Origin of the sequence: Enterobacter sp. BIGb0383, from assembly GCF_003751845.1 — a bacterium.
Taxonomy (GTDB): domain Bacteria; phylum Pseudomonadota; class Gammaproteobacteria; order Enterobacterales; family Enterobacteriaceae; genus BIGb0383.
In genome coordinates, this window is the sequence record NZ_RJKQ01000004.1 from 236,929 (window position 1) to 249,615 (window position 12,687).

The window sequence follows — 12,687 nt, forward strand, 5'->3', positions numbered from 1 at the left end:
AAGCCCGAAGAGGATGAGAACCTCCGGGGGCAGAGGTTCGACTCGAGCGAAGCGAAGAGAACGTTGCGCAGCAACGGCCCGCAGGGCGAGCCACGCAGTGGCGAGTCATCCTCTATCACCGACCAAATTCAAAAAGACCCAACCGCAAGGTTGGGTTTTTTGCTATATGAAGCCCAATGAGGATGAGAACCTCCGGGGAAGTTATTTTCAGTCACAAATATAAAAATCCTCTTTCCCTCGTTTCGCTCTGCCAGCCCTCTATTTTCTGACATTTTCCATCGTATTTTTTTATATATAAATGAATCTTTTTTCGCGTTGCTTATGGATGACATCAGCATTATTCGCTGTGCGTTTTAGCGTTCACGGTATTAATCGCTCAGATATTCAGCATTATGTAAGAAATTTTTCACAATCTTTACCGTTGTGAATCTCTGGTGAAAGGCTAATCAGTGGCGAATTGTTCTGGCATGGGCGGCGTAGCACAAATTTCCCTGCTGCAAATAGCGCCCTTAACTTTTTTTAATCTTTGTTTACGGATTCTCACCCTTGTTGTAAATCCCCGTTACCTGTATTGACGTTTCTTCATTCTGTTGACAGATTGTAGGGCGTGAGGGGCATTTCAAGGAGAATCTGCACTGCAACTCAGTCAACCTTGTGAAAGGATTCCCCATCTCTCATTACGCCTTCGGGCACAACCGACCAGACCGGGCAAAACACAAATAAAGGTTTCGGCGGTAATACCCCCTGCAAGGGTAAACAACACATATCACATTGGAGCAGAAGATAATGAGTATTTCCTTGAAGAAGTCAGGGATGCTGAAGCTTGGTCTGAGCTTAGTGGCAATGACTGTCGCAGCAAGCGTGCAGGCTAAAACCCTGGTTTACTGTTCAGAAGGTTCGCCGGAAGGCTTTAACCCACAGCTGTTCACCTCTGGTACCACCTACGATGCCAGCTCCGTGCCAATCTATAACCGTCTGGTCGAGTTTAAAATCGGCACCACTGAAGTGGTTCCGGGCCTGGCTGAGAAGTGGGATATCAGCCCGGATGGCAAAACCTATACCTTCCACCTGCGTAAGGGCGTGAAGTGGCAGGACAATAAAGAATTTAAACCGACGCGTGAGTTAAACGCCGACGACATCGTCTTCTCCTTCGATCGTCAGAAAAATGACCAGAACCCGTACCACAAAGTGTCCGGCGGCAGCTATGAATACTTTGAAGGCATGGGCTTCTCTGAGCTGATTAGCGAAGTGAAAAAAGTTGACGATCACACCGTGCAGTTCGTGCTGAGCCGTCCGGAAGCGCCGTTCCTCGCCGACCTGGCAATGGACTTCGCCTCTATTCTGTCCAAAGAGTATGCGGACAACATGCTGAAAGCCGGCAGCCCGGAAAAACTGGACCTGAACCCAATCGGTACCGGTCCGTTCCAGCTGCAGCAGTATCAGAAAGACTCCCGTATCCTGTACAAAGCGTTTGACGGCTTCTGGGGCACCAAGCCGCAGATCGACCGCATGGTGTTCTCTATCACTCCGGACGCGTCTGTACGTTACGCCAAACTACAGAAAAACGAGTGCCAGGTGATGCCGTATCCGAACCCGGCAGATATCGCGCGCATGAAGGAAGATAAAAACATCAACCTGATGGAGCAGGCGGGTCTGAACGTGGGCTATCTCTCCTTTAACGTTGAGAAAAAACCGCTGGATAACCTGAAAGTGCGTCAGGCGCTGACCTATGCGGTCAACAAAGACGCCATCATCAAAGCCGTTTACCAGGGCGCGGGCCAGCCGGCGAAAAACCTGCTGCCGCCGACCATGTGGGGCTATAACGATGATGTGAAGGATTACACCTACGATCCGGAAAAAGCCAAACAGCTGCTGAAAGAAGCGGGTATGGAAAAAGGCTTCACCATCGATCTGTGGGCAATGCCGGTGCAGCGTCCGTACAACCCGAACGCGCGTCGTATGGCTGAGATGATTCAGGCTGACTGGGCGAAAGTGGGCGTACAGGCTAAAATCGTGACCTATGAGTGGGGCGAGTACCTGAAACGTGCCAAAGCCGGTGAGCACCAGACCGTTATGATGGGCTGGACCGGGGACAATGGGGACCCGGATAACTTCCTGGCCACGCTGTTCAGCTGCGACGCGGCAAAACAGGGCTCCAACTACTCTCGCTGGTGCCACAAGCCGTTTGAAGATCTGATTCAGCCGGCGCGTTCCACCGACGACCACAACAAACGTATCGAGCTCTACAAACAGGCTCAGGTGGTGATGCATGACCAGGCTCCGGCGCTGATCATCGCTCACTCCACCGTTTACGAGCCAGTGCGTAAAGAAGTGAAGGGCTATGTGGTTGATCCGTTAGGTAAACACCACTTCGAAAACGTATCTGTAGAATAATAAACAGATATTCCCTCTCCCTTGTGGAGAGGGGCGGGGCGAGGAGCGCGTAACAGCCTTCTCGCCCTTACCCTCTTCTGTAAAGAGAGGGAATTTACATTTGTGAGCAATACAGACCCACCTCGCCAGGGGTGCGTCATTACAGAGAATCCGGGTTATGTTGCAGTTCATCCTCCGACGTCTGGGATTGGTTATTCCGACGTTCATCGGTATTACCCTTCTCACCTTTGCCTTTGTTCATATGATCCCCGGCGATCCGGTGATGATCATGGCAGGTGAGCGAGGACTTTCGCCTGAGCGGCATGCGCAACTGCTGGCCGAGCTGGGCCTTGATAAGCCGCTGTGGCAGCAGTACGCCAACTATATCTGGGGCGTTCTGCACGGCGATCTGGGCATCTCCCTGAAAAGCCGCCTCCCGGTATGGGAAGAGTTCGTACCGCGCTTCCAGGCGACGTTCGAACTGGGCGTATGCGCCATGATTTTCGCGGTGTCGGTAGGGATCCCCGTCGGGGTTCTGGCTGCCGTCAAACGCGGTTCTATTTTTGACCATACCGCCGTGGGCCTGGCCCTGACTGGCTACTCCATGCCTATCTTCTGGTGGGGCATGATGCTGATTATGCTGGTCTCGGTGCAGTGGAACCTGACCCCGGTATCCGGGCGGGTGAGCGATATGGTGTTCCTTGACGACACTAACCCGCTGACCGGCTTTATGCTGATCGACACGGCTATCTGGGGCGAAGAGGGCAACTTTATCGATGCGCTGGCACATATGGTCCTCCCCGCGATGGTGCTGGGCACCATTCCGCTGGCGGTGATTGTGCGTATGACGCGTTCGGCGATGCTGGAAGTGCTGGGCGAGGACTATATCCGTACCGCCCGCGCTAAAGGTCTGACCCGGATGCGGGTGATCGTGGTCCACGCCCTGCGTAACGCCATGCTGCCGGTGGTGACGGTGATTGGCCTGCAGGTCGGTACGATGCTGGCCGGGGCGATCCTGACCGAAACCATCTTCTCCTGGCCTGGACTGGGACGCTGGCTGATCGACGCGCTCCAGCGCCGCGATTATCCGGTGGTGCAGGGTGGCGTGCTGCTGGTTGCGACGATGATTATCGTGGTGAACCTGCTGGTCGACCTGCTGTACGGCGTGGTGAACCCGCGTATTCGGCATAAGAAGTAAGGGGCCATCATGTCACAAGTTACTGAAAATAAAGCTATCGCTGCACCGGTGCCGATGACGCCGCTGCAGGAGTTCTGGCACTACTTTAAGCGTAATAAAGGTGCCGTCGTTGGTCTGGTTTACGTGGTGGCGGTGATTATCATCGCCGTGTTTGCCAACTGGATCGCACCGCACAACCCGGCGGAACAGTTCCGCGATTCGCTGCTGGCTCCGCCGGTCTGGCAGGATGGCGGTACCTGGGCACATATTCTCGGCACCGACGACGTAGGCCGCGACGTGATGTCGCGCCTGATGTACGGCGCGCGTCTGTCGCTGCTGGTTGGCTGTCTGGTGGTGGTGCTCTCCCTGGTGATGGGCGTGGTTCTCGGCCTGATGGCGGGCTATTTCGGCGGCGTGGTGGACTCTATCATCATGCGCGTCGTCGATATTATGCTGGCCCTGCCGAGCCTGCTACTGGCTCTGGTGCTGGTGGCGGTCTTTGGGCCGTCCATCGTGAACGCCTCGCTGGCGCTGACCTTTGTGGCGCTGCCGCACTATGTGCGTCTGACGCGCGGTGCGGTGCTGGTGGAAGTGAACCGTGATTACGTTACCGCTTCCCGCGTGGCGGGTGCCGGTGCGATGCGTCAGATGTTCGTCAATATTCTTCCTAACTGCCTTGCGCCGCTGATTGTTCAGGCGTCGCTCGGTTTCTCTAACGCCATTCTCGATATGGCCGCCCTTGGCTTCCTCGGCATGGGTGCGCAGCCGCCGACACCGGAGTGGGGCACCATGCTCTCCGACGTGTTGCAGTTCGCACAAAGTGCCTGGTGGGTCGTGACCTTCCCGGGTCTGGCGATCCTGCTGACGGTGCTGGCATTTAACCTGATGGGTGACGGTCTGCGCGATGCGCTTGACCCCAAACTGAAGCAGTAAGAGGCACGAGATGGCGTTATTGAATGTAGATAAATTATCGGTGCACTTCGGCGACGAAGGCACCCCGTTCCGTGCCGTAGACCGCATAAGCTACAGTGTGGACCAGGGCGAAGTTATCGGTATTGTCGGCGAGTCCGGCTCCGGTAAATCCGTCAGCTCTCTGGCGATTATGGGCCTGATTGACTATCCGGGCCGCGTAATGGCGGAAAGCATGGAATTTAACGGTCGGGATCTGAAACGCATCTCAGAAAAAGAGCGCCGCCAGCTGGTGGGCTCTGAAGTCGCGATGATCTTCCAGGACCCGATGACCAGCCTGAACCCGTGTTACACCGTTGGTTTCCAGATTATGGAAGCGATTAAGGTGCATCAGGGCGGCAACAAGAAAACCCGCCGTCAGCGGGCGATTGACCTGCTGAACCTGGTGGGTATTCCGGATCCGGCGTCGCGTCTTGACGTCTACCCGCACCAGCTCTCCGGCGGGATGAGCCAGCGCGTGATGATCGCGATGGCTATCGCCTGTCGTCCGAAGCTGCTGATCGCCGATGAACCGACGACCGCGCTGGATGTGACTATCCAGGCGCAGATTATCGAGCTGCTGCTTGAGCTGCAGCAGAAAGAGAATATGGCGCTGATCCTGATCACTCACGATCTGGCGCTGGTGGCCGAGTCGGCGCACAAAATTATCGTGATGTACGCAGGTCAGGTGGTGGAAACCGGCAGCGCAACGGAGATTTTCCGTGCGCCGCGTCATCCGTACACCCAGGCGCTGCTGCGTGCGCTGCCGGAGTTTGCCCAGGATAAAGCGCGTCTGGCGTCGCTGCCGGGCGTGGTGCCCGGTAAGTACGACCGCCCGTCAGGCTGTCTGCTTAATCCGCGCTGCCCCTATGCGACCGACACCTGCCGCAGCGACGAGCCGGAACTCAATACCCTGAGCGACGGCCGTCAGTCGAAATGTCACTACCCACTCGATGATGCCGGGAGGCCCACACTATGAGTACGCACGAGGCCACCCCGCAGCAGCCGCTGCTACAGGCTATCGACCTGAAAAAACACTATCCGGTCAAGAAGGGGATGTTTGCCCCGGAGCGGCTGGTAAAAGCGCTGGACGGCGTCTCATTCACCCTCGAACGCGGTAAAACGCTGGCGGTGGTGGGCGAATCCGGCTGCGGTAAATCGACCCTGGGTCGCCTGCTGACGATGATCGAAACCCCGACCGGGGGTGAGCTCTACTGGCAGGGTCAGGATCTGTTAAAGCACGATCCGCAGGCGCAGAAACTGCGTCGGCAGAAAATTCAGATCGTTTTCCAGAACCCGTACGGTTCTCTGAACCCGCGTAAAAAAGTCGGGCAGATTCTGGAAGAGCCGCTGCAGATCAATACCCCGCTGAGCGCCGCCGAGCGTCGGGAAAAAGCGCTGGAGATGATGGCGAAGGTCGGCCTGAAAACCGAACACTACGATCGCTATCCGCATATGTTCTCCGGCGGCCAGCGTCAGCGTATTGCCATTGCCCGCGGTCTGATGCTCGACCCGGACGTGGTGATTGCCGATGAGCCGGTATCGGCGCTGGACGTGTCCGTTCGCGCTCAGGTCCTGAACCTGATGATGGATTTACAGCAGGATATGGGCCTCTCCTACGTCTTTATCTCCCACGACCTGTCGGTGGTGGAGCATATCGCCGATGAAGTGATGGTGATGTACCTCGGTCGCTGCGTGGAGAAAGGCAGTAAGGATCAGATCTTCGGTAACCCGCGTCATCCGTACACTCAGGCGCTGCTCTCTGCGACACCGCGCCTGAACCCGGACGAGCGCCGGGAGCGTATCAAGCTGACCGGCGAGCTTCCCAGCCCGCTGAATCCGCCGCCGGGCTGTGCCTTTAACGCCCGCTGCCGTCGTAGCTTCGGTACCTGTACTCAGCTACAGCCGCAGCTGAAAGAGTACGGTGGACAACTGGTGGCCTGTTTCGCGGTCGATCAGGATGAAAACGGTGAGAAACCCGCTCTCTGAAACTCCGTTTCGCTAAAATAAGAAAAACCGTAGCCCGTGGCTGCGGTTTTTTTTTGCCGCTTTCCCGGACAGGGAATCAGAGAAATAACTCCATTCAGAATAAAGGGTTAACGTGAAAACAGCGTGTATTTGCGATCGTAAATATATTTCAGGATATTTCTGTGGGTAACAATTAATTAATTTGCCTGTTTTTTGCTGTGGTGTTTAACTCTTTTTATTTGATTTAATATGGATTTAAATTCCATTATATTCGTTATTTAATGGCGAAATTAACTGGTTGTTTGCGTTTGTTTTGCGATTGTACGCTTAACTGTTTTAAAGGTAAGAAAAAGGTAGCGTCTGTACCACTAATGTTTATATATTTGCGGAAAATAAGCAGTGCGTTATTCAGGAAGTAATAAACCACGCTAAAAAAATGGACTTTATGGTGAAAACCATAAGGTACCGCTTCATCTGCAATTGAATAAAGCGCCATCCTACCAGGGAAAACATTCTCATTTTATCGATGCGAGTGGGCGTGATTGTTTTGTAAATCATGAGAATAACTATGCATCATTATGATGATTTGCAGAGATTTAAGGATAAGACTCGCACCAGCACGCTCACTTTCAGGGATCTTTCATCACAAAATCGCAATCGGGAACAGGGTAACTGGTCCATTGTGAACCAAATGGCTACCGGGCCTGGCACCGTTTCGCTGGCGAAGGGAGGGAATGTCACACAGCCCATTCCCCAGGCCGTCGATCCGCAAACCTTTGTGCTTAATGATGTCCCCGCACCCGCGCCAGCCACCGTACCGGCGTCATCGCCGTCTATTGTGAAGACCCTGGCAGTGCAGGCTGCACCCGCTGTCGCGCCCGCGACGGGACCTTTGCCTGAGCCTGTCGTCGTGCCTGCGCCGCCAACAAACTTCTCTCGCCTCTTTGCCGCACCGCCGGCAGAGACGTCCCGAACCGTTGAAAAGAATCAGCCGCTTCAGTCATTGTTAGAAAGGATTGCTACATGCCGTTAATTTGTGTTTGTTCTCCGAAGGGCGGCGTGGGGAAAACCACTCTTGCTGCAAACCTGGCCTGGGCGCTGGCACGTGCCGGTAACAAAGTCCTGGCGCTCGATTTTGACGTGCAGAATGCGCTGCGCCTGCATTTCGGCGTGCCGTTGACCGACGGACGCGGCTACGCGGCCCGGGCTGCGGAATCTGCCGACTGGAGCCAGTCGGTACTGAGCACCGGCAGCAACCTGTTTGTCCTGCCCTACGGTGACGTCAGCGAAGCCCAGCGCTGGGCTTTCGAAGAGTGCCTGACCCGTGATGAACACTTTCTTAGTCGCGGCCTGAGTTCTTTGCTGAACTATCCGGGCCTGATTATTATCGCCGACTTCCCGGCAGGCCCGTCGCCTGCACTGAAGGCCGTTTCACGGCTGGCGGACCTGCATCTGGTGACCCTGATGGCGGATACCGCCTCTCTCTCGCTGCTGCCGCACGTTGAAAACAATCGTCTGACCGGCGAAGCCCTCAACCAGAAAGCCGGGCAGTACGTGGTGCTGAACCAGAGTGACAACCGTCGCCAGCTCAGCCGCGACGTGACCACATTAGTAGAAGAACGTCTGGGCGAAAACGTGCTCGGCGTGATCCACCGGGATGAAAGCGTCAGCGAAGCTAACGCCTCTCAGCAGGCGATTTTCGATTTTAACCCCGCGTCGTCTGCGGCGTTTGATATCGAACTTATTGCCCGAAGGATAGCCTGCATTCTGGATATCAACGTAGGGGATGGCACGGTTCACAGCGCGCCAGGTATGTCAGGGTTCTAATTCGGTATCACCTATGAAAAAGTTTTGGTTCTCTCTACTGGCACTCGTTATGGTGCCGGTAGCTTCGCTTGTGGTTATCACCCCGATGGATAGCCAGAAGCAGTATATTTTTGCCTTTCTCAGTATCGGCATTCTTTTCTTAATGGGCTTCAGCAAACGCCGCAGCGTCTCCGTCATTATGGTGGTGATGTCGGTGCTGATGTCGACGCGCTATATGTATTTCCGCGTCACCCAGACTCTGCATTTCAACTCAGAAATCGAAACCCTGCTGGGGATCGGCCTGTTTCTGGCGGAAGTCTATATCTGGATCATGCTGCTGCTGAACTATCTGCAGACGGTCTGGCCGCTCAAGCGCGGCATTGTCCCGCTGCCGGATGATATGACCCGCTGGCCGACGGTGGATGTCTATATTCCGACCTATAACGAACCGCTGGACGTGGTGCGCGATACGGTGCTGGCCGCGCAGTGCATGGATTACCCGCGCGATAAAATCAAAATTTACCTGCTGGATGACGGCAAGCGCAGTGAATTTGCGGTCTTTGCCGCCGATGTTGGCGTGGGGTACATCACCCGTAACGACAACGCGTTCGCCAAAGCGGGCAACCTGAACCATGCCATGAAGCTGACCCAGGGCGAGCTGATCTGCGTCTTTGACTGCGACCACGTGGCGACCCGTATTTTCCTGCAGGCGACGGTAGGCGGCTTCCTTCAGGATCCGAAACTGGCGCTGGTGCAGACTCCGCACTACTTCTATTCGCCGGATCCGTTTGAGCGTAACCTCTCCGTCGGGCGCAATATCCCGAACGAAGGGGCGCTGTTCTACGGCGCGATCCAGCCGGGTAACGACAACTGGAATGCCACCTTCTTCTGCGGCTCCTGCGCGGTGATCCGCCGCAGCGCCCTGGAAGAGATCGGCGGCTTTGCGGTGGAAACCGTCACCGAAGATGCGCATACCGCGCTGAAAATGCAGCGTCTGGGATGGAAATCCTCCTTCCTCGATATTCCGCTGGCGGCCGGTCTGGCGACCGAGCGCCTGGTGCTGCACGTGATCCAGCGTACCCGCTGGGCGCGAGGGATGACGCAGATTTTCCGTCTGGATAACCCGCTGTTTGGCCGCGGACTGACCGTGCAGCAGCGTCTCTGCTACCTCAGCGCGATGCTCTATTACCAGTTTGCACTGCCGCGTATCGCCTTCCTGACCGCGCCGCTGGCCTATCTGCTGTTCAACCTGAACATCATTTACTCCTCCGCCGGGCTGGTCTTTGCCTACGCGCTGCCGCATCTGTTCCTGGCGATTTACGTCAACTCGCGGCTAAACGGGCGTCACCGCTATAGCTTCTGGGGCGAGATCTACGACCTGGTGATGGCCTTCCATCTGGTGCTGCCGACGGTCGTGACCATGATGTTCCCGAAACGCGGCAAATTTAACGTCACCGACAAAGGCGGCCTGCTGAACGTGGGCTATTTCGACTTCAGTATCGTGCGCCCGCATCTGGTGATTGCCGTGCTGCTGGCTGCAGGGGTGATTGCCGGTCTGGTCCGCGCCTTTGCCCATGACTACTTCGGGGTCGATCCCTGGGTCATTGCCCTGAACGTTGGCTGGGGGCTGTACAGCCTGATCTTCCTGCTGGCGGCGATTGCCGTGGCGCGGGAAACCCGTCAGACGCGCCGTACCATCCGTATTGATGTCTCGATTCCTGTGCTGATCCACTACGCCAGCGGTATCGCCTCGCGCAGCGAAACGGCGGATCTGTCGATGGGTGGCTGCCGTATTACGGTGCCGGATGCGCGTCATCAGAACGATGAAATCGAAGAGATTGAGCTGCTGCTGCAGTCCGGGGCGATCAGCATTCCGGTGAAAACCGTTGGCGCAGACGATGAGCATATCCGCCTGATGTTCCATGATATTCCGCTGGCGCGCCGTCGTGAGCTGGTACGCGTGGTGCTGGCCCGCGCCGATGCGTGGATTCATCCACCGATGCCGCAGGACAACCCGTTCCGCTCGATGTTGACCATTATGCGCAGCGTGTTTGACCTCTTCTGGCTGACGTGGAAATTCCGTCGCGAGAATCGTACACCACGTGCGGTGCAGGAGGACGGTAGCGTATGAAACGTCTGACAACTCTGGCGATGCTGGCGGCGACCCTGTTCGCGCCGGGACTCCATAGCGAAGAAACCCCGGTGGAAGCGCTGCTGCCACCGCTGAATTTACCGGCACCGGTGCTGTCCGCCATGCCGCTCACCGCCGCGGTCAGCAGTATCAGCGTGGCGCAAATGGGCCAGCCGCACGGCATCGTGCTGAGCGGCGGACAGCTTCAGGGCGGGATCGACTTCACCCTGCCGGAAGACCGGGTGATCCTCAATGCTCGCCTGTCGCTTAACCTGCGCATCTCTCCGGCGATGGCCACGCGCAACGCCAGCCTGCAGTTGATGCTTAACGGCCAGCCGCTGGGCGTGGTGCCGCTGGGCGCGGCGGAAAGCGACGTGTCGCGCTTCCAGCTGGACGTTCCCGGCGCGCTACTGGTTTCGGCCAACAGCCTGAGCGTGAATATCATTGATGGCGAGGCTATGCAGTGCCAGCGTGATTTAAGCGATAAATATCAGGTCACGATCCTGCCGGACTCGCGTTTCGACCTCGAAGGACAGCAGCTGAACGTCGGGGCCGATCTGAGCCAGTTCCCGCGCCCCTTCTTTGACAATATGCAGATGACCCAGGCCAGCCTGGCCTTTGCTTTCCCTGCGGCTCCGCGTGCGGATACCCTGAGCGCGGCGGCGCTGATCGCTTCCTGGATGGGTATTCAGGCGGACTATCGCGGCATCGCGTTTGAGACCGCAGAGGATCGCCTCCCGGAGAAAAACGGGATTGTGATCGGCCATCCCGGCGAGACCGTTGGCGGGCTGAAACTGCCGGAAGGCGGCACGCAGCTGCAGGTTATCGATAACCCGGCGAACCCGGTCTACAAGCTGCTGCTGGTGGTCGGAAAAGATGAAACGGCCCTGCGCGCCGCGGCCTGGCGTTTAACCCGGGGTAATTTTGCGCCGCAAACGGCCAGCGCGGCGGTAGAGCCGCAGACGATCCCGCAGAGCCGACCTTATGATGCGCCGCGCTGGATCCCGACGGATCGTCCGGTGCAGCTGTCGGAGCTGATCCGCAAAGATCAAAGCCTGACCGTTAACGGACTCTGGCATGAGCCATTGCAGGTGGCCTTCCGCGCCGCACCGGACCTGTTCCTGTGGGACGGGGAAACCATTCCGCTGCACATTAACTATCGCTTCCCGACGGAAAGCTGGATTGATGAAAATCGTTCCCGGCTGAGCCTGACCATGAACGACACCTTCCTGCATAACCTGCCGGTCAATAAGCAGGGCGCGCTGGAAGGTCTGTGGCACAAGCTGGGCGGCGATGCGCGGCAGGAAACCTTCGATATGCCCCTGTCGCCGTACATGATCTACGGTGATAACCAGCTGTCGCTCTATTTCAATATTGTGCCGAAAGCGGATGCGCCCTGTAGCGTGCTGTTAAATAACAATATTAAGAGCCGTATCGACGACAATTCGTGGATTGACCTGAGCCATACCCGTCACTTCACGCTGCTGCCGAATCTCTCTTACTTTGTCGGGGCGTCATTCCCGTTCTCGCGGCTGGCGGACTACTCGCAAACCGTGCTGCTGCTGCCGGCGAAGCCGTCGGAAACCGAGATGGCGACCCTGCTGAATCTGGCGGCGCGTTCGGGTAATGCCACCGGCACCGCGCTGAACAATAACCGCGTGGTGATGGGTATGCCAACGGGCGGCGCGGGCCTTGAGCTCCTGCGTACCCGCGACGTGCTGGCGGTAAGCGGCCTTGAGCAGCAGGAGTTTAACCGTGCGCTGCTGGCGGATTCGCCTTTTGTGGCCCGCGCCAGCACCTTTGGCGTGCGCGAGGTTTCACTCTGGAAAAAAATCAGCCGCTGGCTGGACGGAGACTGGAACGCCGACGCTACCGATGCCGATCGCTACTTCTCCTCCAATGAAGCCTGGCGCGGGTTTGTCAGCTTCCGCTCGCCGTGGAACGGCGAACGGTTGGTGGTGCTGGCCCTCGGCAGCAGCGATGCACAGCTTGCCCGTCTGCACGATGATTTAACCAGCCCGAAAATTAACGCCGGTATTCGCGGCGACGCGTCGCTTATTACCAGTGAGAACGGCGTGCGCAGTTTCCGCGTCGGCCAGCAGTTCCCCAGCGGAGAGATGCCGGGCCATATGATGGTGGTCTGGTACGCCAACCAGCATCCGATGCTGCTGGCGATCTTCGGCCTGATTTTCAGCATGGTGGCCGGACTGGGACTGTATGTGGTGTTGAAAAAGCGCGCGGTGAAGCGCCTCGATCCACAGGGTGGAGAGTAAAAGGGTGAAAA

Annotated in this window: 9 protein-coding genes and 1 other RNA gene (1 of these 10 only partly in view); all 10 read left to right on the plus strand. The window is 56.9% G+C overall.

All coding sequences use genetic code 11. From position 1 onward, the window contains the following. A non-coding RNA gene (locus tag EDF81_RS19150) (RtT sRNA) lies at positions 1 to 125 on the plus strand (it extends 8 nt beyond the left edge of the window). Between the two features lie 661 nt (positions 126 to 786). After that, positions 787 to 2,394, plus strand: coding sequence for a dipeptide ABC transporter periplasmic-binding protein DppA (gene dppA, locus EDF81_RS19155; protein ID WP_123349754.1), 1,608 nt, complete (start codon positions 787 to 789; stop codon positions 2,392 to 2,394). Positions 2,395 to 2,551: 157 nt separating this feature from the next. Next, entirely contained in the window at positions 2,552 to 3,571 is a 1,020-nt protein-coding gene (gene dppB, locus EDF81_RS19160; protein ID WP_123349755.1) for a dipeptide ABC transporter permease DppB, read from the plus strand. Positions 3,572 to 3,580: 9 nt separating this feature from the next. Then, positions 3,581 to 4,483, plus strand: a complete 903-nt coding sequence (gene dppC, locus EDF81_RS19165) for a dipeptide ABC transporter permease DppC (protein ID WP_123349756.1) — start codon at positions 3,581 to 3,583, stop codon at positions 4,481 to 4,483. Between the two features lie 10 nt (positions 4,484 to 4,493). Beyond that, positions 4,494 to 5,477 carry a dipeptide ABC transporter ATP-binding protein gene (dppD, locus tag EDF81_RS19170; RefSeq protein WP_123349757.1) on the plus strand — a complete coding sequence of 328 codons (984 nt, stop codon included), beginning with the start codon at positions 4,494 to 4,496 and terminating at the stop codon, positions 5,475 to 5,477. After that, positions 5,474 to 6,487 (plus strand): dipeptide ABC transporter ATP-binding subunit DppF, encoded by a 1,014-nt coding sequence (gene dppF / locus EDF81_RS19175; protein WP_123349758.1) that lies wholly within the window; start codon positions 5,474 to 5,476, stop codon positions 6,485 to 6,487. The genes dppD and dppF overlap by 4 nt, the downstream gene beginning before the upstream one ends. Before the next feature lie 547 nt (positions 6,488 to 7,034). After that, positions 7,035 to 7,499 carry a cellulose biosynthesis protein BcsO gene (gene bcsO, locus EDF81_RS19180; RefSeq protein ID WP_123349759.1) on the plus strand — a complete coding sequence of 155 codons (465 nt, stop codon included), beginning with the start codon at positions 7,035 to 7,037 and terminating at the stop codon, positions 7,497 to 7,499. Continuing rightward, positions 7,490 to 8,293, plus strand: coding sequence for a cellulose biosynthesis protein BcsQ (gene bcsQ / locus EDF81_RS19185; protein ID WP_123349760.1), 804 nt, complete (start codon positions 7,490 to 7,492; stop codon positions 8,291 to 8,293). Before bcsO ends, bcsQ begins: the two co-directional genes overlap by 10 nt. Positions 8,294 to 8,306: 13 nt before the next feature. Continuing rightward, positions 8,307 to 10,403 carry a UDP-forming cellulose synthase catalytic subunit gene (gene bcsA, locus EDF81_RS19190; protein ID WP_123349761.1) on the plus strand — a complete coding sequence of 699 codons (2,097 nt, stop codon included), beginning with the start codon at positions 8,307 to 8,309 and terminating at the stop codon, positions 10,401 to 10,403. Beyond that, positions 10,400 to 12,676, plus strand: coding sequence for a cellulose biosynthesis cyclic di-GMP-binding regulatory protein BcsB (gene bcsB / locus EDF81_RS19195; protein WP_123349762.1), 2,277 nt, complete (start codon positions 10,400 to 10,402; stop codon positions 12,674 to 12,676). The genes bcsA and bcsB overlap by 4 nt, the downstream gene beginning before the upstream one ends. Positions 12,677 to 12,687 lie beyond the last annotated feature (11 nt).

What these genes read in the sequence shown, in the direction of transcription:
- dppA (WP_123349754.1), top strand. Translation starts at nt 787, where the DNA reads ATGAGTATTTCCTTGAAGAAGTCAGGGATGCTGAAGCTTGGTCTGAGC.
- dppB (WP_123349755.1), top strand. Translation starts at nt 2,552, where the DNA reads ATGTTGCAGTTCATCCTCCGACGTCTGGGATTGGTTATTCCGACGTTC.
- dppC (WP_123349756.1), top strand. Translation starts at nt 3,581, where the DNA reads ATGTCACAAGTTACTGAAAATAAAGCTATCGCTGCACCGGTGCCGATG.
- dppD (WP_123349757.1), top strand. Translation starts at nt 4,494, where the DNA reads ATGGCGTTATTGAATGTAGATAAATTATCGGTGCACTTCGGCGACGAA.
- dppF (WP_123349758.1), top strand. Translation starts at nt 5,474, where the DNA reads ATGAGTACGCACGAGGCCACCCCGCAGCAGCCGCTGCTACAGGCTATC.
- bcsO (WP_123349759.1), top strand. Translation starts at nt 7,035, where the DNA reads ATGCATCATTATGATGATTTGCAGAGATTTAAGGATAAGACTCGCACC.
- bcsQ (WP_123349760.1), top strand. Translation starts at nt 7,490, where the DNA reads ATGCCGTTAATTTGTGTTTGTTCTCCGAAGGGCGGCGTGGGGAAAACC.
- bcsA (WP_123349761.1), top strand. Translation starts at nt 8,307, where the DNA reads ATGAAAAAGTTTTGGTTCTCTCTACTGGCACTCGTTATGGTGCCGGTA.
- bcsB (WP_123349762.1), top strand. Translation starts at nt 10,400, where the DNA reads ATGAAACGTCTGACAACTCTGGCGATGCTGGCGGCGACCCTGTTCGCG.